The organism is Hongsoonwoonella zoysiae (genome assembly GCF_013266695.1).
Lineage (GTDB): Bacteria > Pseudomonadota > Alphaproteobacteria > Rhizobiales > Stappiaceae > Hongsoonwoonella > Hongsoonwoonella zoysiae.
In genome coordinates, this window is the sequence record NZ_JABRXF010000002.1 from 535022 (window position 1) to 557886 (window position 22865).

Annotated in this window: 19 protein-coding genes; 13 read left to right on the forward strand and 6 right to left on the reverse strand. The window is 60.3% G+C overall.

The features are described 5' to 3' along the window. Position 1: 1 nt before the first annotated feature. The 3 genes from HPQ64_RS13680 (at position 2) to HPQ64_RS13690 (ending at position 2467) form a co-directional block, all read left to right on the forward strand. Positions 2 to 304 (forward strand): hypothetical protein, encoded by a 303-nt coding sequence (locus HPQ64_RS13680; protein ID WP_172889043.1) that lies wholly within the window; start codon positions 2 to 4, stop codon positions 302 to 304. A gap of 165 nt (positions 305 to 469) precedes the next feature. Then, positions 470 to 1453 carry a TAXI family TRAP transporter solute-binding subunit gene (locus HPQ64_RS13685; RefSeq protein WP_172889044.1) on the forward strand — a complete coding sequence of 328 codons (984 nt, stop codon included), beginning with the start codon at positions 470 to 472 and terminating at the stop codon, positions 1451 to 1453. A 276-nt stretch (positions 1454 to 1729) separates the two neighbouring features. Further along, on the forward strand, positions 1730 to 2467 hold the full coding sequence (locus tag HPQ64_RS13690; protein ID WP_172889045.1) for a cytochrome c biogenesis CcdA family protein: 738 nt from the start codon (positions 1730 to 1732) through the stop codon (positions 2465 to 2467). 62 nt (positions 2468 to 2529) lie between these two features. On the opposite strand, the gene HPQ64_RS13695 is transcribed toward HPQ64_RS13690, so the two are convergent. Together HPQ64_RS13695 and HPQ64_RS13700 are read right to left on the reverse strand one after the other, a co-directional pair. Then, positions 2530 to 3477, reverse strand: coding sequence for a DMT family transporter (locus HPQ64_RS13695; protein ID WP_210260268.1), 948 nt, complete (start codon positions 3475 to 3477; stop codon positions 2530 to 2532). A gap of 93 nt (positions 3478 to 3570) precedes the next feature. Beyond that, positions 3571 to 4677, reverse strand: coding sequence for a hypothetical protein (locus HPQ64_RS13700; protein ID WP_172889046.1), 1107 nt, complete (start codon positions 4675 to 4677; stop codon positions 3571 to 3573). A 194-nt stretch (positions 4678 to 4871) separates the two neighbouring features. On the opposite strand from HPQ64_RS13700, the gene glmS reads away from it, so the two are divergent. Both glmS and HPQ64_RS13710 read left to right on the forward strand, forming a co-directional pair. Next, positions 4872 to 6698, forward strand: coding sequence for a glutamine--fructose-6-phosphate transaminase (isomerizing) (glmS, locus tag HPQ64_RS13705; RefSeq protein WP_172889047.1), 1827 nt, complete (start codon positions 4872 to 4874; stop codon positions 6696 to 6698). A 53-nt stretch (positions 6699 to 6751) separates the two neighbouring features. Continuing rightward, on the forward strand, positions 6752 to 7372 hold the full coding sequence (locus HPQ64_RS13710) for a LysE family translocator (protein WP_172889048.1): 621 nt from the start codon (positions 6752 to 6754) through the stop codon (positions 7370 to 7372). A 187-nt stretch (positions 7373 to 7559) separates the two neighbouring features. On the opposite strand, the gene HPQ64_RS20730 is transcribed toward HPQ64_RS13710, so the two are convergent. Continuing rightward, positions 7560 to 7751 carry a YbaN family protein gene (locus HPQ64_RS20730; protein ID WP_343036003.1) on the reverse strand — a complete coding sequence of 64 codons (192 nt, stop codon included), beginning with the start codon at positions 7749 to 7751 and terminating at the stop codon, positions 7560 to 7562. 264 nt (positions 7752 to 8015) lie between these two features. Between HPQ64_RS20730 and HPQ64_RS13720 the strand changes: the two genes are divergently transcribed. Further along, positions 8016 to 8693 (forward strand): DUF502 domain-containing protein, encoded by a 678-nt coding sequence (locus tag HPQ64_RS13720; protein WP_172889597.1) that lies wholly within the window; start codon positions 8016 to 8018, stop codon positions 8691 to 8693. A gap of 5 nt (positions 8694 to 8698) precedes the next feature. Here the strand turns inward: HPQ64_RS13720 and recG are convergent, their stop codons facing one another. Next, complete coding sequence (gene recG, locus HPQ64_RS13725) at positions 8699 to 10801, reverse strand: ATP-dependent DNA helicase RecG (RefSeq protein ID WP_172889049.1); 2103 nt, start codon at positions 10799 to 10801, stop codon at positions 8699 to 8701. A gap of 163 nt (positions 10802 to 10964) precedes the next feature. On the opposite strand from recG, the gene HPQ64_RS13730 reads away from it, so the two are divergent. Next, complete coding sequence (locus tag HPQ64_RS13730) at positions 10965 to 11264, forward strand: FAD assembly factor SdhE (protein ID WP_172889050.1); 300 nt, start codon at positions 10965 to 10967, stop codon at positions 11262 to 11264. Between the two features lie 32 nt (positions 11265 to 11296). Next, complete coding sequence (gene mfd / locus HPQ64_RS13735; RefSeq protein ID WP_172889051.1) at positions 11297 to 14797, forward strand: transcription-repair coupling factor; 3501 nt, start codon at positions 11297 to 11299, stop codon at positions 14795 to 14797. A gap of 18 nt (positions 14798 to 14815) precedes the next feature. On the opposite strand, the gene HPQ64_RS13740 is transcribed toward mfd, so the two are convergent. Beyond that, the gene (locus HPQ64_RS13740) at positions 14816 to 15376 is read right to left on the reverse strand and encodes a DUF3291 domain-containing protein (RefSeq protein ID WP_172889052.1); all 561 of its coding nucleotides are present in this window, start codon (positions 15374 to 15376) and stop codon (positions 14816 to 14818) included. A 210-nt stretch (positions 15377 to 15586) separates the two neighbouring features. Here HPQ64_RS13740 and HPQ64_RS13745 point away from each other — a divergent pair, with 210 nt between their 5' ends. The 4 genes from HPQ64_RS13745 (at position 15587) to HPQ64_RS13760 (ending at position 19957) form a co-directional block, all read left to right on the forward strand. Then, the gene (locus tag HPQ64_RS13745) at positions 15587 to 15913 is read left to right on the forward strand and encodes an FtsB family cell division protein (protein WP_343036005.1); all 327 of its coding nucleotides are present in this window, start codon (positions 15587 to 15589) and stop codon (positions 15911 to 15913) included. A gap of 205 nt (positions 15914 to 16118) precedes the next feature. Then, positions 16119 to 17177 carry a pyruvate dehydrogenase (acetyl-transferring) E1 component subunit alpha gene (gene pdhA / locus HPQ64_RS13750; RefSeq protein WP_172889054.1) on the forward strand — a complete coding sequence of 353 codons (1059 nt, stop codon included), beginning with the start codon at positions 16119 to 16121 and terminating at the stop codon, positions 17175 to 17177. Between the two features lie 15 nt (positions 17178 to 17192). Beyond that, positions 17193 to 18575: a pyruvate dehydrogenase complex E1 component subunit beta gene (locus tag HPQ64_RS13755; RefSeq protein ID WP_172889055.1), complete on the forward strand. Its 1383-nt coding sequence runs from the start codon at positions 17193 to 17195 to the stop codon at positions 18573 to 18575. Positions 18576 to 18589: 14 nt separating this feature from the next. Beyond that, a complete protein-coding gene (locus HPQ64_RS13760; protein WP_172889056.1) occupies positions 18590 to 19957 on the forward strand; it encodes a pyruvate dehydrogenase complex dihydrolipoamide acetyltransferase in 1368 nt (455 codons plus the stop codon). A gap of 85 nt (positions 19958 to 20042) precedes the next feature. On the opposite strand, the gene HPQ64_RS13765 is transcribed toward HPQ64_RS13760, so the two are convergent. Then, entirely contained in the window at positions 20043 to 21245 is a 1203-nt protein-coding gene (locus tag HPQ64_RS13765; RefSeq protein ID WP_172889057.1) for an MFS transporter, read from the reverse strand. Positions 21246 to 21375: 130 nt separating this feature from the next. Between HPQ64_RS13765 and lpdA the strand changes: the two genes are divergently transcribed. Beyond that, positions 21376 to 22815, forward strand: coding sequence for a dihydrolipoyl dehydrogenase (lpdA, locus tag HPQ64_RS13770; protein ID WP_172889058.1), 1440 nt, complete (start codon positions 21376 to 21378; stop codon positions 22813 to 22815). The last annotated feature ends 50 nt before the right edge of the window (positions 22816 to 22865 follow it).

Below are 22865 nucleotides of genomic sequence, written 5' to 3' on the forward strand. Positions count from 1 at the left end.
CATGAGTGAAGACAAGTCGCCGACCGTCGGCGCCAGCAGCGTCGAGATGGAATTCGTCAAGGGACATATTGCCGCGACGATGGTGCTCATCCAGGGTCTTTGGGAGCAAAATCTGCTCGATAAGGAGGCGCTGGAACGGTATTTTACAAAATATCTTGAAAACCTGCCAAGTGACAGAACCACTTTGCCGCTGCGGTTGATCATCGATCAGTGGCGCGAGGATCTGCGCAATGGCATGACCAGCAGCGAGCTTAAAGGCAAAGTTCTTTCTGTGATTGAAAGCGACGAGATGGGCGGGAGCTGACGGAGACTGCGAATATAACGGACTTTTGACACAAAACGTGAGATAGGCCGTCGCTGGAAGGGTGGGGCAGTTTACTGTTCATTTGTTTGTTGCCCAAGCCTGATTTGACCGACAAAATAGCGCCTTCTAACAGCTCAATACCAATCACCGTTACCGGAGGGAAGCATGCGGCCGATCGCAATAGCCGTCGTGGCAGTTTGTTTCGCTGCAGCCTTCGGACAATCACTTCGGGCGCAGACATCTGACCAGCGCCATTTCGTATCCATCGGCACGGGGGGCGTAACCGGCGTCTACTATCCTGCCGGGCTGGCGATCTGTCAGCTTGTCGATAATTCCCGCGACCGGCACGGGTTTCGCTGCATAGCCGAACCGTCGGGCGGTTCGCTCGACAATATCCGGGCGATCGAGAGTGGATCGCGGGAATTCGGCATTGTTCAGTCCGATGTGCAGGCGAATGCCTATCAGGGCAGGGGGCAATGGGATAAAGGGGCATTTGAAGATCTACGCGCGGTGTTTTCGCTTCATGCCGAGCCGGTTACCATGCTGGCGCGCACGGATGCCGGAATAACCACGCTGGAGGATATCGCGGGAAAGCGCGTCAACATCGGCAATCCCGGTTCCGGCCAATATGCCACCTGGGAGGTGATGGAAGCCGAGGGCCTTGTGGATCGCAATTCCCTGGGCGAGGCCACACAACTCAAGTCCGCGGACGTGGGCCAGGCGCTTTGCGAAGGAAAACTTGACAGTTATTTCTGGCTAGTGGGCCACCCTTCCGCACTGACGCAGGAGACGATTTCCTCTTGCGAGGCAAAGCTTGTTTCCGTCGGCGGCAAAGGTGTCGAAAGCTTGCTTGCGAAATATCCTTACTACCGGAAAGCCGTTATTCCGGCTGGCATGTATAACAACAAAGAAGACATAGAAACTTTCGGCGTCGGCGCAACGTTCATCACGTCAAAGGATATTTCTGACGAGATTGTCTATGCGGTCGTCAAATCCGTGTTCGATGATTTCGAAACCTTCAAGAGCAGGCACCCGGCCTTTGAGCAACTCACCATCGGGGAAATGATACGCGACTCGCTTACAGCCCCCCTTCATCCGGGAGCGAAGCGCTACTATCTGGAGCGCGGTTGGCTGGACAGCAACAACTGAGACTGACGAACAGCTTCCCCGGCCGCGGCTTCATATTGCTCACTGCGGCCTCGCAGAAGGTTGAGAAGACTACGATTTCTCCCATCATTATAGTCTGGCACAAATCACCCTCGGACCGGGGCCGGTCTCAAGCGACACTTCGGCGCGTTGCGGATCATGCGGGATGGCCTTAGGAACGCTGGGAATTCGTCAAATCGCTAACCGGAGCGTCCTGCTTTCAAATCGTTGAGGGCGGTGCTTCGATACTGCGAGAGCAACAAAAGGGAACGCGGTTTCATGTTGAGTGAAGTAACGGTGTTGGGCGCATTCGTGGCTGGCATCATTTCTTTCGTGTCGCCCTGCGTCTTGCCGCTTGTGCCACCCTATCTGGGTTTTCTGGCAGGCGTGAGCCTTGATGAACTCACAGGTGAAGGTGAGGAAAAAGCGGATGCGCGGCGTGTCTTCCTGACGGCGCTGTTATTTGTGCTCGGCTTTTCGACGGTCTTCGTTTCGCTTGGCGCCAGCGCATCGCTGATCGGTCAGTTCGTCACCCAACACGTACAAACGCTGGCCTATGTCGCAGGCGCCATAATCATTGTCATGGGTCTGCATTTTCTCGGTATTTTCAAGATCGGCCTTTTCTATCGCGAAGCGCGCTTCCAGGTGGAAAAGAAGCCCGCCGGCCTGATTGGCGCTTATGTCATCGGCCTTGCTTTCGCGTTCGGCTGGACGCCGTGCGTCGGCCCGATCCTGGCGGCCATCCTTTTCATTGCCGGATCGGAAGACACCGTTCTGCGTGGGGCAACTCTGCTTGGGGCCTATTCGCTGGGACTTGGCGTCCCGTTCCTGGCGGCTGCTTTATTCGCCGGCCCGTTCATGAAGTTCATGGGCCGTTTCAAGCGGCATATGATGACCGTTGAACGGGCAATGGGCGTGCTCCTCATCATAACCGGTGTCGCCTTTATGACAGGGCAGATGGCGGCTCTTTCCTATTGGCTACTGGAAGCGTTTCCCCAATTCGCTGCGGTCGGCTGATGGAGCGCGGAAAGCGATGGGTTTTGGAAAAGCGGGCCCCAAGGCCCGCTTTTTTATTGGTGTCACCTCGCGGTCGGCAAGGGCAGCAGTGCGATAACGCGCCTTACAAGCGCAACCGGCGCGGTGGCGAGGACAAGACCTGCCATGATAAGGACAAACCCTGAAAGGTGATAGAGCTCAAGATCTTCGCCGAGAAACACCACCGCCATCATCACACCATAAGGTGGAAGCAGATACATGAAGACGCCGGTGGTTGCAGGGCCAAGCACCTTGACGCCATATTGAAAGCAGGAAAAAGCGAGCACCGATGATACGAGCGCGATACCCGCGATCGACGACCACGCAGGTAAGCTTTCAGGAAACCGCTCCGTCACCGCGATTTCAAGCGCGGTAAACGGTAGTAGCGAAACCGCACCGGCAAACGCAAGTACGGCGAACAGTGACAGGGTCGGCACGCCCGTAAATTCCGGACGCTTGAGCAGGACGGAATATACGGCCCAGCTCAGCGCGGCCAAAGCGAAGACGAGGTCGCCGGCATTCAGATCGAGGCCGAGGAGTACCGACAAGGAACCCTTGACTACGATTGTGACGACGCCGGCGATCGCAAGCACGATCCCGATGATTTCACGCGGAGCGATTCTTCGGCCGCGGAAAATCCATTCAAGAAGAAGGATCAGCACCGGAGAGGATGTGTAGATCAGTGTTCCGTTCGTGGCGGTGGTGAAGCGTAGCGCGAAATAGACCCCGGCCCCGCAGATCCACATGCCGAGAAAGCCCATGATCGCAATCAAGCCCCTGTGGCGCAGAAAAATGTGTGCATTCCGGCTGATTCCAGGCATCGCGAACGGAAGCAGGACGGCGAACGCAAGCGTCCAGCGCAGAAAAGCGAGTGTCCAGGGTTCCACTGCCTCCACTGCCGCACGGCCGATAATGAGGTTCGAGGAGAAAAACAGAGGCATGACCGTGAGCAGCACGAATGCCCGCGATTTTTCATCGATCAGAAAGCGCATGAAGCGGCCATTTTGAAAGAGATAACGATGAACCCGCAGACGGATCCGTGTCGCGTATAACCCGTCGTGAACCGAATTGCACGTCAGGCCGGTTCATTCATCGTGCAATAAATCGCCTGCGAAAATATTCGGACGACAAGCAAGGTTACGGGCGGAAAGCAGCACGCAGGCAGCCGCTGCGTCGGCGGCATTGGCAAATGGGCCAAGCAGCAGCCGCACCTCGTTATTCTTGGCACCTTTACCCGCTTGAGCAGGTCTAACGCGAGGCTCTACGTCTCCTGAAAGAAGCGACAGGTGTTCTTCTATGGCCGAAAGCGTTTTTCGCGCTGCGTCTTCGGAGGGATAAAGGCCGAGGTCGGCGGCGAAATCCGTGCGCGAAAGCGCTTCGCCGTCTGTTTTTCCCGCAGGGGGAGCGATGGAAAGAACGGGCGCGGGTTGTTCTCCGGTCTCGTGCCCGGGCGAGAGGGCCTCAGCCGGGATGGAACCGACAGTGGCAGGTTCGCCGGCTGGCGGAAGGGCAACGATTCGAACCGGCGCTGCCGAATCGACACCGGAGGCCGAGGCGCCAATCCCGCTTTTGCTATGAACTTCGTCGACCTCTCGAATTTCAGGGGCGGGAAGCGTTTCCACGCGCGGTCTGGGTGTTTCCGGCGTTGCGGAAGCGGCAGGGCTTGACGGCTCCCCTGCCTCTTGCGGCTTCAATGACTGCGCCTCCGCGTGTTTGCCGCCTTCGATGGCGGCGAGACGGCGCGACAAACCGTCGTTCTGGCGCTCCAGAACCGAGAGATTGCGGCGCAGACCGGCAATTTCCCTGCGCAAGGTCGCGATCTCGGACTGCATACGGGTGGTGGACTGCTGCGCTATGAGCCCGCCGCCGGAAGGGTAAACTGCGAAATTCACCGTTTCGCCGTCCGCGGCGACCGCGCCCGTTGTCGTCACTTCGCCGCTGGCAGGTGGCAGCGGAAGTGAGGCGTAAAGATCGTTCGCCCCACGAATCGCGGGGGAGAAGAAGTATGACCCAACCGCAACCGCGGCAAATAACACCGCGCCCGCGCCCCAGACGAATGCCCAGGCAATATCCACCCGCTTGCCGGAATGGACCTTTTTGGAGGAACGGTTGGACGGCACTTTCACGTCGATGACTTTCAGGATCGAATCTTTGAGGCGCACGAACGAGGAAACGACGGTTATGGTTAACAAGCGTTAAAAGTTCCGCGGAAACACCGTTTCGTGTACGGCTGGGGAGCAGGGCAAGGGCATTTCTGCTGCGGCCTTCGATAGCGCATACTGCCTGTTACGAAACGAAACAGGGATTGATTGTTCTTCCAGATCGGGATTCGGGTATGGAAGCGTCTGACAGGGCTAGAGATTTCATTTCCTGAAAGGTGAACTGCATGTGCGGAATTGTCGGTATCCTGGGCAGGGAAGGCGTCGCCGATCAATTGGTCGACGCGCTCAAGCGGCTGGAATATCGCGGCTACGATTCTGCTGGAGTCGCGACGATCGTCAACGGAGAGATCCTGCGACGCCGCGCCGAAGGCAAGCTCAGGAACCTTGAGCGGGCGCTAAAGAGCGAGCCTCTCGCCGGCGCAACCGGCATCGGTCACACCCGTTGGGCCACGCACGGCGCGCCGACCGAACGCAATGCCCACCCGCACGCGACCGATCAGGTCGCCGTCGTCCATAACGGTATCATCGAGAATTTCCTGGACCTTCGCGAGCAGGTGAAAAAAGCGGGTGCGGTGCTTGATACGGACACGGATACCGAAGTCGTGGCCCATCTCATCACGCAGGCTCTGCAAACCGGCAAGACGCCCAGGGAAGCTGTTGCCGAAACGCTGCAGCGTCTGAAGGGAGCATTTTCCTTCGCCATAATTTTCAAGGGTGAGGAAGATCTGATGATCGGCGCCCGGCGCGGGTCGCCGCTTGCCGTCGGTCATGGCGACGGCGCGATGTATCTTGGTTCGGATGCCATCGCGCTCGCGCCTTTCACCGACCGTGTCACCTATCTCGAAGATGGTGACTGGGTGGTCCTCACGCGCAACAGCTTTGAAATCTTCGACGAAAGCAACACCCCCGTCTCGCGGCCTGAGCATACGAGCACGGCGACGGCTGTTCAGGTGGACAAGGGCAACTATCGCCACTTCATGCTTAAGGAGATTTACGAGCAGCCCGAAGTGATCGGCCATACGCTGTCGCGCTATCTCGACTTGAACAACCTTTGCACGGAGCTTCCAAAAGGATTGTCCGTCGACTTCGCCTCGCTGGACCGGCTCGTCATTTCCGCTTGCGGGACGGCATTTTATGCGGGCCTGATCGGCAAGTACTGGTTCGAGAAATACGCCAGGCTCCCGGTCGATATCGATATTGCGTCGGAATTCCGCTATCGGGAGATGCCGGTGAAGGCTGGCGATCTTGCCCTTTTCATCTCTCAGTCCGGCGAGACGGCGGACACGCTGGCATCGCTGCGTTACTGCAAGCAGCAAGGCATGCGCATCGGCGCTGTGGTCAATGTGCCGGAATCGACGATCGCGCGTGAAGCCGACGTGGTGTTCCCGACCATTGCGGGTGCGGAAATCGGCGTCGCCTCGACCAAGGCATTCACATGCCAGCTTGCCGTTCTCGCCTGTCTTGCGATACACGCCGGGCGGGCACGGGGCGTCCTGAGCGCCGAGCGCGAGGCCGAACTGGTGCGTATCCTGGGCGAGGTGCCGGCCTATGCGCTTCAGGCGCTTAAAATGGAGCCGGAAATCGAGAAGCTGGCCCAGCCGCTTTCGAAATCAAATCACGCTCTTTACCTTGGGCGCGGGCCTAATTTCCCGATAGCGATGGAAGGTGCGCTGAAGCTGAAGGAGCTGTCTTACATCCACGCCGAAGGCTATGCTGCAGGCGAATTGAAGCACGGCCCGATCGCGCTTATCGATGAATCGATGCCTGTCATCGTTGTCGCTCCGCATGACGAAATTTTCGAGAAGACGGTCTCCAACGTTCAGGAAGTTGCGGCGCGCGGCGGTCGCGTCATACTGATCACGGATGCTCAGGGAGCGTCGGAAGCCGGGATCGATGCCTGGAAGACGATTGTGATGCCGCATGTGCCGGAGATCGCCGCACCGATCATGTTCGCATTGCCGGTGCAGCTGATTTCCTATCACACAGCCGTGTTCATGGGCACCGACGTGGATCAGCCACGCAATCTTGCGAAGTCGGTTACCGTTGAATAACGTTCCGCTCCGATAACTGCACGTATTGATCGTGTGAGCGGAAGGATAACCCGATGACGTTGGAAATCTGGCTTGGCTATGTCGCGACGGTTTTGGTGCTGATGTCGACACCGGGGCCGAGCCAGATCTTGATGCTGTCGAACTCGATGTCCAACGGTTTCGGCAGATCGATCGCGACGGCTGCAGGCGATCTTACGGCGAATATTCTACAGATGTTGGCCGCCGGCCTAGGGCTTGCGGTGCTGATTACGTCTTCAGAGACCGTGTTTCTCACCGTGAAATGGGTTGGCGTCGCCTATCTTGTTTACATGGGCGTAACGAAACTCAGGATGGCGAAAGCCAAGGTCGGGATTGCCGGCACTAGGCCCCGCAAAAGCTTGGGGAAGCTCTGGCTGGACGGCTTCATCACGTCGGCGACAAACCCGAAGGCGGTGATCTTCTTTGCCTCTCTCTTTCCGCTTTTCATAGACTCTGGCCAGCCGGTCGCGCCGCAGCTCTTCATCCTTGGCGCGACTTATATCGCGATGGATGGCCTGTTTCTCACCTTCTACGGAAAGTCGGCGGAATGGGTCGCCCGAAAGGTTTCGCAGTCCGGTTACAGGCTTGTCGAACGCATCTCCGCCTCGGCGATGATCGGCGCCGCCGTTCTGCTCGGCCTGAAGGATGTGAGGTAAGGACGCCCCTTACTCAAGGTGCCGAAGGCCTGCTTGCGACATATGCCGCGCAGACAAGGAAAAACAGGGCCACGCCGATCGCAAGCGACAGATCGGGAGACGCGGTATAGAGGAACAGCATAAAGCCTGCTCCCATCCCTGAAAACGCCGTGAGTTTCGCGCGCGGAGAGATCACCCCATGGTCGCGCTACGCTCGTACGGTCGGCCCGAAACGCGGATGTTCCATTATCCGGCGTTCAAGCTCCGGCGAGGAGCGGGCGAAGCAGGACGCAGCGAGAATGAAGAAGATCGTCGTCGGCAGGAGCGGCACCACGATACCTACAAGGCCGATCGCGACGAAAAGGGCGCCAAGCGACTTCAACAACGGCCTTTGCAGCATATTGCCTCGATAGATGCGGGTTTAAGTCGGCCGAATTCGGCTGGAAGGATCTGTAGATGCGGATTTGCGCAAACTTTCACCAAGGTTTGGATACCATCGGCGCGTTTTCTACACTATTTATAAGGTCGAGTACGGGGCTGGGAATAGTTGCGGGATTGGCCGCATTCACTGCGGCCTCACGTCGCCGGAGACTTTATGACGGAATTGAAAGGCCCGAGCGGCCAGGACGATCATGTGCCCGCGAGGCCGCCGAAGCATACGGGCATGACGCGTATTCGCAATTATTTCCTGACTGGCCTTGTTATCGCCGGCCCGATCGGGATTACGCTTTATCTTACCTGGTCGCTGATCCAGTGGATAGACGGATGGGTAAAGCCTTTCATCCCGCTGCGTTATAATCCGGATACCTATCTGCCGTTTCCCGTGCCCGGATTCGGGCTCATCGTCGCCTTCGTCGCGCTGACGGTCGTGGGTTTCCTGACGGCGAACATCGCCGGCAAGACGTTGGTCTCCTACGGCGAATCCCTGCTTGGCCGCATGCCGCTCGTGCGTAACCTTTATGGTGGACTGAAGCAGATTTTCGAAACGGTGCTGGCGGAGCGTTCCAACACCTTCAAGAAGGCCGCGCTCATCGAATATCCGCGCAAGGGGCTGTGGGCGATCGTTTTCATCGCTACGGATACGAAAGGCGAAGTGTCGCACAAGCTGGAACCGTCCGCCGATACGATTTCCGTCTTCCTGCCGACGACGCCGAACCCGACATCCGGCTTTCTCTTGTTTGTGCCCAAAACCGATGTCATGGAACTCGACATGAGCGTCGAGGAAGCGGCAAAGCTCGTGATTTCAGCCGGCCTTGTAAATCCGGACTATCCAAGAAAGCTGGCCGTGAAGAAGCCAGGCCGGAAGAGCGAGCAGCCGCCGGTGCTAGAGCCGGCTGATTGAGCTGCTTATCCAGCGCGCAACAGGCGCACCGCCTCGTCCCGCGAAAAGAGATAGAGAAGCAGCCGAAGCGCTTCGCCGCGCGGGCTCTTCAAGTCCGGATCGGTTTCCAGGATGAGGCGCGCATCGTCGCGGGCGATTTCCATCAGGTCGCCGTGAACTTCCACGTTCGCGATCTTGAAGCCCGGCGTGCCGGATTGGCGCGTACCGAGGATTTCCCCTTCGCCGCGCAGGCGCAGGTCTTCTTCGGCGATACGGAAGCCGTCATCCGTCTCGCGCATGATGGCAAGCCGCGCGGCGGCGGTTTCGCCAAGCGGGCCCTTGTAAAGAAGCAGGCAGGTCGACGGTTTCGAGCCGCGCCCGACGCGCCCGCGAAGCTGATGAAGCTGTGACAGGCCAAATCGTTCAGCGTGTTCGATGACGATAATCGTCGCATCCGGCACGTCGACGCCGACCTCAATGACGGTGGTGGCGACAAGCACTTTCGCATCGCCATCCTTGAAGGCGGTCATCGCGGTTTCTTTTTCTTCCGCAGACTGGCGGCCGTGGACAAGTGCTACGAGCGGACCAAGCGCGCGTTGCAGGTCACCGAAACGTTCTTCCGCCGCCGCGAGGTCGGATTTCTCCGATTCCTCGACGAGCGGGCAGACCCAATAGATTTTCTGACCCTCGGAAATCGCAGCCTTCAGGCGCCCGACCACCTCGCCGATCCGCTCCAGAGAGACGGTTACAGTCTTGATCGGCTGCCGCCCGGCCGGCTTTTCGGTGAGGCGCGAGACGTCCATATCGCCAAAGAACGTTAGAACCAGCGTGCGCGGGATGGGCGTTGCCGTCATCACGAGAACGTCGACGCCCTGTCCTTTGGCTGAAAGCGCGAGGCGCTGATGTACGCCGAAGCGATGCTGTTCGTCGATCACCGCCAGTCCGAGGTCCTTGAACGCGACATCCCCTTGAAAAATCGCGTGCGTGCCGACCACGAGGTCGATTTCGCCGGCTTCGAGCTGTTCGCGAATCTCTCGGCGGTGTTTCGCGCTGTCGCGCCCGGTCAGAACTGCGGCGCAAATGCCGGCGGCTTCGCAGAGAGGGGCGATGGACGCCAGATGCTGCCGGGCGAGGATTTCCGTGGGCGCCATTATTGCAGCTTGCGCGCCGCTCTCGATGACGGCGCAAGAGGCCAGAAGCGCAACGATCGTTTTTCCGGAGCCAACGTCGCCCTGCAGCATGCGCAGCATGCGTGTCGGCTCGCCAAGGTCGGCCTCGATCTCCGCCACCGCCTCTTGCTGGCCGCCTGTCAGGCTGTAGGGCAAAGCCTGAAGCACCTTGCGTTTCAACTCGCCGGTTGCCGCGCGTGCCACGCCGCCCGCCTTTCGCAACGACCGGCGAATCAATGCAAGCGCGAGCTGGTTCGCCAGATATTCGTCATAGGCCAATCTTCTGATCGGATTGGAATCGAGGGAAAACTCTTCTTCGCCAGTGGGTTCATGGCAATATTTCAATGCATGATTGAAGTCTGGCCAGTTTTGCCGCGCTTTGAATGCCGGGTCTAGCCACTCTGGCAGATCGGGCACATGACGCAGCGCATCCAGCACCGCCTTGTGAAGCATCTTGCCGGACAGTCCGGCCGTCAGCGGATAGACGGGTTCGATCAGTGGCAATTGATCTGCCTTGTCGGCAGGCACCATATGATCGGGGTGGACCATTTGCGGGCGGCCGTTGAACCATTCGACCTTGCCGGAGACGAGAAACTCAGCCCCGACGGGAAATGTCTTTTCCAGCCAATCACGCCGCGCATGAAAGAAAACGATCGCGATTTCGCCCGTCTCGTCATGGGCGAATATGCGATATGGCGTCTTGCTATGCCGGGGCGGTGGGTTGTGCCGGTCTATCCGCACGTCCAGGGTCACGATCGCGCCTTCGGGCGCAAAGGCGATGCCGGGTCGTTTTCTCCGGTCGATCATGCCGTGCGGCAGGTGGAACAGGAGATCGGCGACCGTCGGCTCCCGCTCAGTGGCGGTACCGAACAGGTTGCCAAGCAGTTTCACGGTCTTTGGCCCCACGCCTTGCAGCGAGGATACGGCGGCGAAATACGGGTCGAGCTTCGGCGGGCGCATCCCCGTTTACTGCCACCCGGGCAGGCAATAGGCAATCTTCTTTCACCTCGGCGCTGACATCGCCGTGCGGGCAAGCTATAACCCGCGGTCATATGGGCGCGGGCGGCGGATTTGCCTCCGGCGCTATTCCTGTTTCGTGGTGCCGTTATCGCAAGAGGCTTGAATGACCGCCGAAAACCCGAATGCTTCATCGGAGCAGCCCCTCGATCCGCGCCGCAAGCGAATCCTCTTCCGCAGCACGCACCGGGGCATTCGCGAGATGGATATCATCTTCGGCGGTTTCATCAGGCAGCATGTGGCGAGCCTTGAGGACGGCGAACTCGATGAGATCGAGGCGATGCTCGAAATTCCCGATCAGGAGCTATACGCATGGATGACGGGTCGCGCCGAGGTGCCTGAGAAGTGGGATACAGCCCTTTTCCGGCGGATTCTCGCCTATCAGCGGACCCGGGTTTCCGACTGATATTTCGTATTTTTTCACGGAGTTGACCGAAGGTGTTCGAAGCTTTCCTGCGTGACCGCGGCAATGTTGTCCTGACCGGTATTCCTGACGGGGCGGATGTCTATGCGCTCGCCCGCATCCTGCGCGAGCAGCAAAAAAACGGCCTTTCGCTCGTTTTCATCGCGCGCGATGCACAGCATATGCAGATGGCGGCGGATGCTTTCTCCTTCTTCGCTCCCGAGGCGGGGCTTCTTCAACTTCCGGCCTGGGATTGTCTGCCCTATGATCGCGTATCGCCCAACGCGAGCGTTGTGGCGCAGCGCCTGGCGGTTTTGGGTCAGCTTGCCCATGGAGTGAGGGAAGAAAGGCCGGTCGTGCTTCTGACGACGGCGAATGCCGCACTCCAGCGTCTGCCGTCGCGCGATTTTTCCAAGGCTCAGAGCTGGCGCGCGCTGCCGGGCAACCGGGTCGATCTTTCAAAACTGGTCGATTGGCTGGAGCTTAACGGTTTTCTGCGCTCTTCCACGGTGCGCGAGACCGGCGAATACGCGGTGCGCGGCGGCATCGTCGACCTTTTTTCGCCTGGAGGCGATGAACCGGTGCGGCTCGACTTCTTCGGGGATACGCTGGAATCGATCCGCGCCTTCGATCCGGAAACCCAACGCACCACGCGCCAGATGAAGGCGATTGAGCTTGTCGCCATGAGCGAGGCTGTGCTTTCCAAAGAGGCGGTGTCCAGGTTTCGGAAAGGCTATGTCAGCCGCTTCGGCGCCGCCGACCGTGGCGACATTCTCTATCAATCGATCAGCGAAGGCCGCCGCTACGCCGGCATGGAGCACTGGCTGCCGCTTTTTCACGACAAGCTCGAAACGTTGTTCGACTATACGGGCGATACGCCCATCATGCTGGATGGCGCCATTGACGATGTTGTTCGTGAACGCCTCGAGCAGGTTGAGGAGCATTACTCCGCCCGCGTGGAGGCGATGCAAGGCGGAATGACGGCGGGTGCCGTGCCCTATAAGCCGATTGAGCCGCGCGAGCTTTATCTTAGCAAGGACGAATGGACGCAGGATCTTGCCGATCAGGCGACGGCGCGGCTTTCCGCCTTTTCCGTGCCGCAGGGGCAGGGGCAGCAGATCATCGAGTTTGACGGGCGGCAGGGCCGTTCTTTCGCGGCCGAGCGCGCTGCTGGCGACATAAATATTTTCGATGCGCTCACGGATCACGTTCGAAAGCTCGAAAAAGACGACAAACGGGTCGTCATCGCTTGTTGGAGCGACGGTTCGCGCGAGCGTCTTGCCCAGGTGATGGGCGATCACGGGCTTGATCGTGTTGCTCCGGTGGAGACCGAAGCTTTGGCGCGTGAACTGCCCAGGGGCATGACCGGACTTGCCGTGCTCGGCATCGAGCATGGTTTCGAAATCGGCGATCTTGCCGTCATCGGCGAGCAGGACATCCTGGGCGACCGTCTTGTCCGTCAGCGCAAGCGCAAGGCCAAGGGCGCCAATGTTCTGACCGAGGCGACAAGCCTTTCGGAAGGCGATCTTGTGGTTCATGTCGAGCATGGCATCGGCCGCTTTCTGGGCCTTCGCACGATCGAGGCGGCAGGTGCGCCGCATGACTGTCTGGAATTGCAATATGCGCTCAGCGCCAAGCTGTTCCTGCCGGTCGAGAATATCGAGCTTCTGACGCGCTACGGCTCGGAAGATGTCGACGTCCAGCTGGACAAGCTCGGCGGTGGTGCGTGGCAGGCGCGCAAGGCGCGCATGAAGAAGCGCATCCTGGAGATCGCCGACGGTCTGATAAAGACGGCTGCCGAACGCGCGCTCAAGCAGGCGCCTGTCGTTTCGGCGCCCGACGGCGTCTATGATGAGTTCGCCGCGCGTTTTCCTTACGAGGAAACGGACGATCAGCTCACGGCGATCGATTCCATCTTCGAGGACCTTTCAACCGGGCGACCGATGGACCGTCTGGTGTGCGGCGATGTCGGCTTTGGCAAGACGGAAGTGGCGCTCAGGGCTGCCTTTGTCACGGCCATGACCGGTCGCCAGGTCGCCGTCGTCGTGCCGACCACGCTGCTTGCCCGCCAGCACTACCGCACCTTCGCCGAACGGTTCCAGGGCCTGCCGATCAACGTCGCGCAGGCTTCGCGCCTTGTCTCGGCCAAGGCGTTGTCGGAGGCCAAGAAGGGGATCGCCGACGGTTCGCTCGATATCGTCATCGGCACGCACGCGCTCCTTGGAAAGTCGATCAAGTTCCGCGACCTCGGCCTTCTCATCATCGACGAGGAGCAGCACTTCGGCGTGAAGCACAAGGAGCGGCTCAAGGAACTGAAGGCCGATGTCCACGTGCTGACGCTTTCAGCGACGCCGATCCCCCGCACGCTGCAGCTTGCGCTCACCGGCGTTCGCGAACTGTCGCTGATCGCCACGCCCCCGGTGGACAGGCTCGCGGTCCGCACCTTCGTCTCGCCGTTCGATCCGCTGGTGGTACGCGAGGCGCTCTTGCGCGAGCGCTATCGCGGCGGCCAAAGCTTCTACGTCTGCCCACGCGTTTCCGACATTGCGGATACGAAGGCCTTCCTCGATGAGATGGTGCCGGAGGTGAAGGTCGCCGTCGCCCACGGACAGATGCCGCCGGGCGAACTGGACGACGTCATGAACGCCTTTTACGAAGGCAAGTTCGATGTGCTTCTCTCCACCACGATCGTGGAATCGGGGCTGGACGTCCCAACCGCCAATACGCTCATCGTGCATCGGGCCGATATGTTCGGCCTTGCCCAGCTTTATCAGCTTCGCGGCCGGGTCGGCCGCTCCAAGACGCGCGCCTATGCGCTCTTCACGGTGCCCGCCAACAAAACGCTGACGGCGACGGCGGAGCGCCGCCTCAAGGTGCTTCAGTCGCTTGACAGCCTCGGCGCCGGCTTCCAGCTTGCCAGCCACGATCTGGATATCCGCGGGTCCGGCAATCTTCTGGGCGAGGAACAGTCCGGCCATATCAAGGAGGTCGGCTTCGAGCTTTACCAGCAGATGCTGGAAGAGGCGGTCGCGCAACTCAAGTCCGGCGGCGAGGATCTTGGCGAGGAGCAGTGGTCGCCACAGATCACCGTCGGCACGCCGGTCCTGATCCCGGAGGATTACGTGCCCGATCTGCAATTGCGCCTGCAGCTTTACCGCCGCCTGGCCGATCTTTCGGACCCGCAGGACATCGATGCCTTCGGCGCGGAGATGATCGACCGTTTTGGCTCGCTGCCGGAGGAGGTCGAGCATCTTTTGAAGATCGTCTTCATCAAGGGGCTTTGCCGTCAGGCGAATGTGGAAAAGATCGACGCCGGTCCGAAGGGCGCCGTCATCCAGTTCCGCAACAGCGAGTTCCCAAATCCGTCAGGCCTTGTCGCCTATATCACCGAGCAGGGCTCGCTCGCGCGCATCCGGCCCGACCAGAAGATCGTGCTGTCGCGCGACTGGGAAACGCCCGAGAGCCGATTGAAGGGAACCGCGGCGATCCTGATGAAGCTCTCCAGGCTTGCGCAAGCCGAGACAAAGGCGGCGTGAGGCGGGCTATCGCTCGCCCTATGAAGCGATGCGGCGAAGCGTTTGGGCATTCCTTGCCGCCTTCCGCTTTATCGCGTCGCGGTCGATCGTCGTCGGCTGGCCTTTCTCATCGAACGGCTGCTTGAAGTTGAAGGCAAAAGCCGTCGGCCCGTTGTCGTGCAGGAATTCGTGCCGCTCGATCGCCTCCGCCCATGTCGGCATGTGCCCGCTGTCCACCCACCAGAGCGCATAGGGCGGCCACTCAGGTTTAATGAACCATTCGCGCCCGTGCCTCATGGCCTCGGCGTGGATGCCCGAGTGGTAGGCAAAGGCTATGATCGATGGAACGTCTTCCCAGAGCGACAGCGTGGACGGCGCCCAGCCGTCGCCATGCTCGATGTAGAAACGCGGATAGACTTGCTCGCCCCAGCTTTCAGGGCCCGGCTCGTCATCATAGCCGGAGCGGGCGATAAAACCGTCTGCCACTTCTACTGCCGCGAAATTCGGATCGTTGCGATCATGGAAGCCCTGATTTGAAGGGTGCTCCGACGGCCTGATGAAATTGCCGAAGGTGTAAACGGCCAAATGCCGCGTTGTCATGGCGTAATGGTCATGGGTTGTTCCGAAAATTCCGTTTCTCGAGCCGCAATGCTATGCGCAAGGGCGATTGGCCGCCACATCCCGGCGAAGCATTTTTACGAAGTATCGAAACCAACTATTAAGCCTGTTCGGGCAAAGTCTCCTAATCACCTCGAGCATCAAGACCTCGAGGCAAATGGCCCTGAATGTATCTGTGTAAGGGACCCGTTCGTGCCGTTCAAAGCGACCCGCCACCGCAAGAAGTCGATCTGGCAACGTCTCGTCATCCCGACGATTGCCATCGCCATTGTCACCTATTTCGGATTTCACGCGATCAACGGCGAATTCGGCCTCGTCGGGCGCGCGCGGATAGAGCATCAGATACAGAAGCTCGAAGCGGAGCTTGCCGTCCTCAGGGAACAGCGCAAGGAGCTTCAGCACCGCGTTGCGCTGCTGCGTCCGGAAAGTCTTGACCCGGATATGATCGACGAACGCGCGCGCAAGACGCTCAATCTGGTTCACCCTCAGGAAGTCGCCATCCTGCGCCCGCGCCGATAGCCTTTGTAGCGTTAACTAAAATCGCGTTCATTAGACATAATTAATCTAATATCGGTTTATTCCGAATTCGTAAATCCAGCCAATATGTTGATGCATGGCTGATACGCGTCGAAATGGTCTTTTGTTGACAGGCGACCTCAAGTACCGTCCGCTATCGTTTGTGAGGGAACGCCGCCCGAAACGGGCCTTTTGCGAGAAGAGGGTTATGGCTGCCACAGCAAGAAAAACAACCGCCACGCGCTCAAAGAGCGCTGGTCGGTCCCGCTCCAGCGCGTCGAAATCCAAAGCCGCGCCGGCAATTGCCGATTTCTCGAAGGAAGAGGAGCTTGAAGCCTACAAGGAGATGCTGCTCATCCGCCGTTTCGAGGAAAAGGCGGGTCAGCTTTACGGCATGGGCCTGATCGGCGGCTTCTGCCATCTCTATATCGGCCAGGAGGCTGTCGTCATCGGCATGCAGCTTGCCAAGAAAGACGGCGACCAGATGATCACCGGTTACCGCGACCATGGGCACATGCTCGCCATGGGGCTTGACCCCAAGGGCGTGATGGCGGAACTGACCGGGCGTCGCGGCGGCTTGTCCAAGGGCAAGGGCGGCTCGATGCACATGTTCTCCAAGGAAAAGGATTTCTACGGCGGCCACGGCATCGTCGGCGCGCAGGTCTCGCTCGGCACCGGGCTTGCCTTCGCCAATCGATACCGGGAAGACGGGCGCGTCTCGATGACCTTCTTCGGCGATGGTGCCTCGAACCAGGGCCAGGTCTACGAAAGCTTCAACATGGCGCAGCTTTGGAAGCTTCCCGTCGTCTTCGTGATCGAGAACAACAAATACGGCATGGGCACCAGTGTCGAGCGCGCGTCGGCGACGACCGACCTGTCGCAGCGCGGCGCTTCCTTCGGCATTCCCGGCGAGCAGGTCGACGGGATGGACGTTCGCGCGGTGAAGGCGGCGAGCGAAAAGGCGCTTGAGCACTGCCGCTCGGGCAAGGGCCCTTACATTCTCGAAATGATTACCTATCGCTACCGCGGGCATTCCATGTCCGATCCCGCGAAATACCGCTCGAAGGACGAGGTGCAGAAGATGCGCACCGAGCGCGATCCGATCGAGCAGGTTCGCAACCGCCTGATCGAAAAGAAATGGGCGAGTGAGGACGAGCTCAAGGAGATCGACAAGAAGGTGAGGGAGGTCGTCAACGAAGCGGCCGAATTCGCCCAGAACGATCCCGAGCCGGACCCGTCCGAGCTTTACACCGATATTCTTCTTTGAGGCGGAGAGAAAACGATGCCGATTGAAATTCTGATGCCGGCTCTTTCTCCGACCATGGAGGAAGGCAAACTTGCCAAATGGGTCAAGTCCGAAGGCGATACGGTCGCCGCCGGTGACGTGATCGCGGAAATCGAGACCGACAAGGCCACCATGGAAGTGGAAGCCGTCGACGAGGGCACGCTCGGCAAGATCCTCGTTTCCGAAGGGACCGACAACGTCAAGGTCAACACGCCGATCGCGATGCTTTTGGCCGATGGCGAGGATGCTTCCGCGCTTGAAGGGGCGGAAGCGAAGGCCGAAGCTCCGGCGGCACCTAAACCTGCAGAAGCTCCTGCTGAGGGTGCGGCGCCCGCTCCCGCGGCGCCTGCCGCGCCGAAACCCGCCGCCGATCCGGAAATTCCGGCAGGCACCAGCATGGTCTCGACCACGGTACGCGAGGCGCTCCGCGATGCGATGGCGGAGGAAATGCGCCGTGACGAGAACGTGTACCTGATGGGCGAGGAAGTTGCCGAATATCAGGGCGCCTACAAGATCAGCCAGGGCTTGCTTGACGAGTTCGGCCCGAAACGCGTGGTCGACACGCCGATCACGGAACACGGCTTTGCCGGTTTGGCCGTCGGCGCGGCGATGGCGGGCCTGCGCCCGATCGTGGAATTCATGACCTTCAATTTCGCCATGCAGGCGATCGACCAGATCATCAATTCCGCCGCGAAAACGCTTTATATGTCGGGCGGGCAGATGGGCGCGCCCATGGTTTTCCGCGGGCCGAACGGAGCTGCCGCGCGCGTTGCCGCCCAGCACAGCCAGGATTATGCGGCATGGTACGCCCATGTTCCGGGCCTCAAGGTCGTGCAGCCCTATTCGGCGGCGGATGCGAAAGGCCTGCTCAAGGCCGCGATCCGCGATCCGAACCCGGTGATCTTCCTGGAAAACGAAATACTCTATGGCCACTCCTTCGAGGTGCCGGACATGGAGGATTTCGTTCTGCCGATCGGCAAGGCGAAGGTCGAGCGTGAAGGCTCCGACGTCACCATCGTCTCCTGGGGCATCGGCATGACCTATGCGATCAAGGCCGCCGATGAACTGGCTGGAATGGGAATTTCCGCGGAAGTTATCAACATGCGCTCCATCCGGCCGCTCGACATCGACACGGTGATTGAATCGGTCAAGAAGACGGGCCGCCTCGTCACGGTAGAAGAAGCTTTCCCCGTCTGCTCGGTTTCGTCGGAAATCGGCTTCCAGGTGCAGGAGCGCGCGTTCGACTGGCTGGACGCACCGGTCCTCAGGGTTACCGGCAAGGACGTTCCGATGCCTTATGCCGCAAACCTTGAAAAGCTCGCGCTACCCAACGTCGGTGAAGTCATCGACGCGGTCAAAGCCGTTACCTACACGTCCTGAGGCCGGAGGAAGCCATGCCGATCAATATTCTGATGCCGGCCCTCTCGCCGACGATGGAAGAGGGCAACCTGGCCAAGTGGCTCGTCAAGGAGGGCGACCAGGTCGCCCCCGGCGACGTCATCGCCGAAATCGAGACGGACAAGGCCACCATGGAAGTGGAGGCTGTCGAGGAAGGCACCGTCGGCAAGATCGTCGTCGCCGAAGGCACTTCCGGCGTGAAGGTCAACGAGGTGATCGCCCTTCTTCTGGAAGAAGGCGAAGATGCCTCCGCACTCGAGGGGGCGGGTAGCGCATCTGCTCCCAAAGCGGACGGCCCGTCTTCCGGAAATGGCGCCGATCAGGCGCGCGAAGCGCCGCCTGCACCTGCGTCATCTCCGGCTGTCGAGGTCGGTGCTCCCGCCGCGGCGGCCCCGGCGCCCGCTCCCGTGACGGCCTCGGGCGACAGGATCTTCTCCTCGCCGCTCGCAAGGCGGCTTGCCCAGCAGAACGGCCTCGATCTGAAGGCAATCAAGGGCACCGGCCCGCATGGACGTGTCGTCAAGCGCGACATTGACGAAGCGCTGGCGAAGGGCACCGGCAAGGCTGCCCCGGCTGCGGCACCGGCTGCCGCCGAGGCACCGAAGGCGGCGGTCGCTGCGGGTCCGTCGGATGAGCAGATCCTCAAGCTTTTCGAGGAAGGGTCTTACGAGCTTGTGCCGCATGACGGCATGCGCAAGACAATTGCCCGCCGCCTGACGGAATCCAAGCAATCCGTCCCGCATTTCTACCTGTCGGTGGATTGTCAGCTCGACGCCTTGCTGAAGCTGCGTTCCCAGCTCAACGCTTCCGCCCCGACGGACAAGGACGGAAAGCCCGCCTACAAGCTTTCGGTCAACGACATGGTGATCAAGGCCCAGGCGCTGGCCCTCAAGGCTGTTCCGGCGGCGAATGCCTCCTGGACGGACGGCGGAATGCTCCTCCACAAGCATGCCGATGTAGGCGTCGCGGTCGCGATCGATGGCGGGCTGATCACGCCAATCATCCGCCGGGCGGAAGAAAAGACGCTTTCCGTCATTTCCACCGAGATGAAGGACCTCGCCACCCGTGCGCGTGAGCGCAAGCTGAAGCCCGAGGAATATCAGGGCGGCACGACGGCAGTCTCGAACCTTGGCATGTTCGGCATCAAGGACTTCAGCGCGGTCATCAACCCGCCGCACGCCACCATTCTGGCGGTCGGCACGGGCGAGCAGCGCGCGGTGGTGAAGGACGGTGCGCTGGCGATCGCCACGGTCATGACCGTTACCTTGTCGACCGATCACCGCGCGGTGGACGGTGCGCTTGGGGCCCAGCTTCTGCAGGCCTTCAAGGGCTTCATCGAAAATCCGATGTCGATGCTCGTCTGAGGCCGGATCGATGCCGGCCACGGCCGAAATCAGTAAATCGAATAAGGTTTGCGGCGGAAGGTTTCCGCCGCAACCCCATATCCGTTCAGCGTTTGCCGCCAGCCATCTTCGCGGCTTCCGGCAGGTTTCTCAGGCGAGCCATCGCCACGATACCGAAAATCGGCCCCAGAACGAGCGGCAGGAATGCCCATTGCCAGCCGACAAGCTCCACCCACGCCGGCAGGCCCTGAACGGTGATGACCGTGATTGCAAAGCCGATCGCGGTCTGGACGGTGAGGATGGTGCCCTGGGTTCCCGGTTCGCTGAGTTCCGCGACGCCGGTGGAGAATTGCGCGGAATCGGCGATGACCGAAACACCCCAGACCAGCGAGAGCAGGACGATCAGGCCGGGTGCTGCTCCGAACAGCGGCCCGGCGGCAAGACAACAGACCCCGCTGATCGCAAGTGCGATGATCGTCAGCCGCGTCCGGCCGATACGGTCGGCCAGGTAGCCGCCACCGAAGGCGCCGAGTGCGCCGGAGCCGATCGCCAGAAACGCGACGAGACGGGCGTTGGATGCCGCATCCGCCATGCCGGTAACGGTAAAACTTGCCGCGATGTAGCTGCCAAGCCAGGCCCAGACGGCGTAAAGCTCCCACATATGGCCGAAATAGCCGAAGTTCGCCAGGCGAAGCGGCCTGCTTTTCAGCGCCCTCAGCGCAACATGCGGATCGAACCGGCCGGCGTTTTTGAAGCCGGGGCCGATGCCGACGCCAAGCACCAGGACGGCGCCGATTGCCGCGGCGGTGGACGCCGTTGTCATGACCACGCGCCAGTCGAGATCGCCGGCGAAGGCGAAGAGATGCGGCAGCGCGGAGCCGACGGTGAGCGCGCCGACGAGCGTGCCGACCAGAAGGCCCGCATCGTTTTTCGCCCAGCTCACCGAAAGCTTCATGGCGACGGGATAGACACCCGCCATGATCGCGCCGGTTATCAGCCGAAGAACGATGGAAACGGTCGAGCCGGGCTCGACGAAGAGAAATGCCGCATTGGCGACGGCACCCGTCAGGGCGGCGGCGCAATAAAGCAGCCTCGGGTCCAGCCTGTCGGGCAGACCGAGGATCGCGCTGACAAGGCTTCCGGCAACGAAGCCGATCTGTACGGCCGTCGTCAGCATTGCCGCGCGCGTCGGGCCGATGCCGTAATCGGCGATCAGCGCCGGAGTTACGACGGACGCCGCGAACCACAGCGAAAGTACTGCGACGCAGGAAATCGCCAGAAGCGCGATGCTGAGCGGTTTGGATTTCATGGGATCGGCTTCGTCCGGTCGGATGGCGACAGAGTTTGAACGTGCCGGGTCGGACGACTCGGCACGCGGGATTGGAACTTGAAGAGAAGCGGCAGCGCAAGCGCCGGATCAGTAAAAAAGGGATCAAACCATGGCTGAGAGCTACGACGTTATCGTGATCGGCGGCGGGCCGGGAGGATATGTCACCGCGATCCGGGCTTCGCAACTCGGCTTCAAGACGGCGCTTGTCGAACGTGAGCACCTGGGCGGCATCTGCCTGAACTGGGGCTGCATCCCGACCAAGGCGCTGCTGCGGTCGGCCGAGATTTATCACTACATGACGCACGCCAAGGACTACGGGCTTTCTGCGGAAAAGGTCGGCTTCGACGCTGCCGCCGTCGTCAAGCGTTCGCGCGGCGTGTCCGGCCAGCTTAATGCCGGCGTCGGCTTTTTGATGAAGAAGAACAAGATCGACGTCATCTGGGGCGAGGCGAAGCTGACGAAACCGGGCGAGGTCAAGGTTTCGAAGTCGAGCAAGCCCGCGATGGAGCCGCAGCATCCCGCACCCAAAGGCGTGAAGGGCGAGGGCACCTATACCGCCAAACACGTTATCATCGCCACGGGCGCGCGCCCGCGCACGCTGCCGGGCATCGAGCCGGACAAGGAAAACATCTGGACCTATTTCGAGGCGATGGTCCCGCCGTCCATGCCGAAATCCCTCATCGTCATGGGCTCTGGTGCGATCGGCATCGAGTTCGCGTCCTTCTACCGAACGATGGGCGCGGACGTGACGGTGGTGGAGCTTCTGCCCCAGGTCATGCCGGTGGAAGACCCGGAAATCTCGGGCCTCGCCAAGAAAGCTTTCGAGAAGCAGGGCATCAAGATCCTGCTGGATGCCAAGGTCACCGCCGTCAAGAAGGGCAAGGGCTCGGTCACTGCAACCGTTGAGACGAAGGACGGCAAGAAGCAGGACATTACCGCCGACAAGCTGATTTCCGCCGTCGGTGTCGTCGGCAATATCGAGAACCTTGGCCTTGAGGAGCTTGGCGTGAAAACGGACCGCGGCTGCGTCGTGATCGACGGCTACGGCCGCACCAATGTGCCCGGCGTCTATGCCATCGGCGATGTCGCCGGCCCGCCGATGCTTGCTCACAAGGCGGAGCACGAGGGCGTCATCTGCATCGAGAAGATCGCCGGTCTCGACGTCCACCCGATGGACAAGAACAAGATCCCGGGCTGCACCTACTGCCATCCGCAGGTCGCAAGCGTCGGCCTCACCGAGCCGAAGGCGAAGGAGGCGGGCTATGAGATCAAGGTCGGCCGCTTCCCCTTCATGGGCAACGGCAAGGCGATCGCCCTTGGCGAGCCGGATGGTCTGGTCAAGACCATCTTCGATGCCAAGACCGGCCAGCTTCTCGGCGCGCATATGGTTGGGGCCGAAGTGACCGAGCTTATCCAAGGCTACGTGGTTGCCATGAACCTTGAGACCACGGAAGAAGACCTGATGCACACCGTATTCCCGCACCCGACGCTTTCCGAAATGATGAAGGAAAGCGTGCTCGATGCTTACGGGCGGGTGCTGAATATCTGAGGTGGCGATCATTACAGATAAATACCGTTGCGGATATAAAGCCTTACGAT

Excerpts from the sequence above, each read along its gene's own strand:
- HPQ64_RS13720 (WP_172889597.1), top strand. The coding sequence starts at position 8,016 with ATGACGCGTATTCGCAATTATTTCCTGACTGGCCTTGTTATCGCCGGC.
- HPQ64_RS20730 (WP_343036003.1), bottom strand. The coding sequence starts at position 7,751 with ATGCTGCAAAGGCCGTTGTTGAAGTCGCTTGGCGCCCTTTTCGTCGCG.
- HPQ64_RS13755 (WP_172889055.1), top strand. The coding sequence starts at position 17,193 with ATGCCGATTGAAATTCTGATGCCGGCTCTTTCTCCGACCATGGAGGAA.
- lpdA (WP_172889058.1), top strand. The coding sequence starts at position 21,376 with ATGGCTGAGAGCTACGACGTTATCGTGATCGGCGGCGGGCCGGGAGGA.
- HPQ64_RS13685 (WP_172889044.1), top strand. The coding sequence starts at position 470 with ATGCGGCCGATCGCAATAGCCGTCGTGGCAGTTTGTTTCGCTGCAGCC.
- HPQ64_RS13710 (WP_172889048.1), top strand. The coding sequence starts at position 6,752 with ATGACGTTGGAAATCTGGCTTGGCTATGTCGCGACGGTTTTGGTGCTG.
- HPQ64_RS13680 (WP_172889043.1), top strand. The coding sequence starts at position 2 with ATGAGTGAAGACAAGTCGCCGACCGTCGGCGCCAGCAGCGTCGAGATG.
- HPQ64_RS13730 (WP_172889050.1), top strand. The coding sequence starts at position 10,965 with ATGACCGCCGAAAACCCGAATGCTTCATCGGAGCAGCCCCTCGATCCG.
- pdhA (WP_172889054.1), top strand. The coding sequence starts at position 16,119 with ATGGCTGCCACAGCAAGAAAAACAACCGCCACGCGCTCAAAGAGCGCT.
- HPQ64_RS13695 (WP_210260268.1), bottom strand. The coding sequence starts at position 3,477 with ATGCGCTTTCTGATCGATGAAAAATCGCGGGCATTCGTGCTGCTCACG.
- glmS (WP_172889047.1), top strand. The coding sequence starts at position 4,872 with ATGTGCGGAATTGTCGGTATCCTGGGCAGGGAAGGCGTCGCCGATCAA.
- HPQ64_RS13740 (WP_172889052.1), bottom strand. The coding sequence starts at position 15,376 with ATGACAACGCGGCATTTGGCCGTTTACACCTTCGGCAATTTCATCAGG.
- HPQ64_RS13765 (WP_172889057.1), bottom strand. The coding sequence starts at position 21,245 with ATGAAATCCAAACCGCTCAGCATCGCGCTTCTGGCGATTTCCTGCGTC.
- recG (WP_172889049.1), bottom strand. The coding sequence starts at position 10,801 with ATGCGCCCGCCGAAGCTCGACCCGTATTTCGCCGCCGTATCCTCGCTG.
- HPQ64_RS13760 (WP_172889056.1), top strand. The coding sequence starts at position 18,590 with ATGCCGATCAATATTCTGATGCCGGCCCTCTCGCCGACGATGGAAGAG.
- HPQ64_RS13690 (WP_172889045.1), top strand. The coding sequence starts at position 1,730 with ATGTTGAGTGAAGTAACGGTGTTGGGCGCATTCGTGGCTGGCATCATT.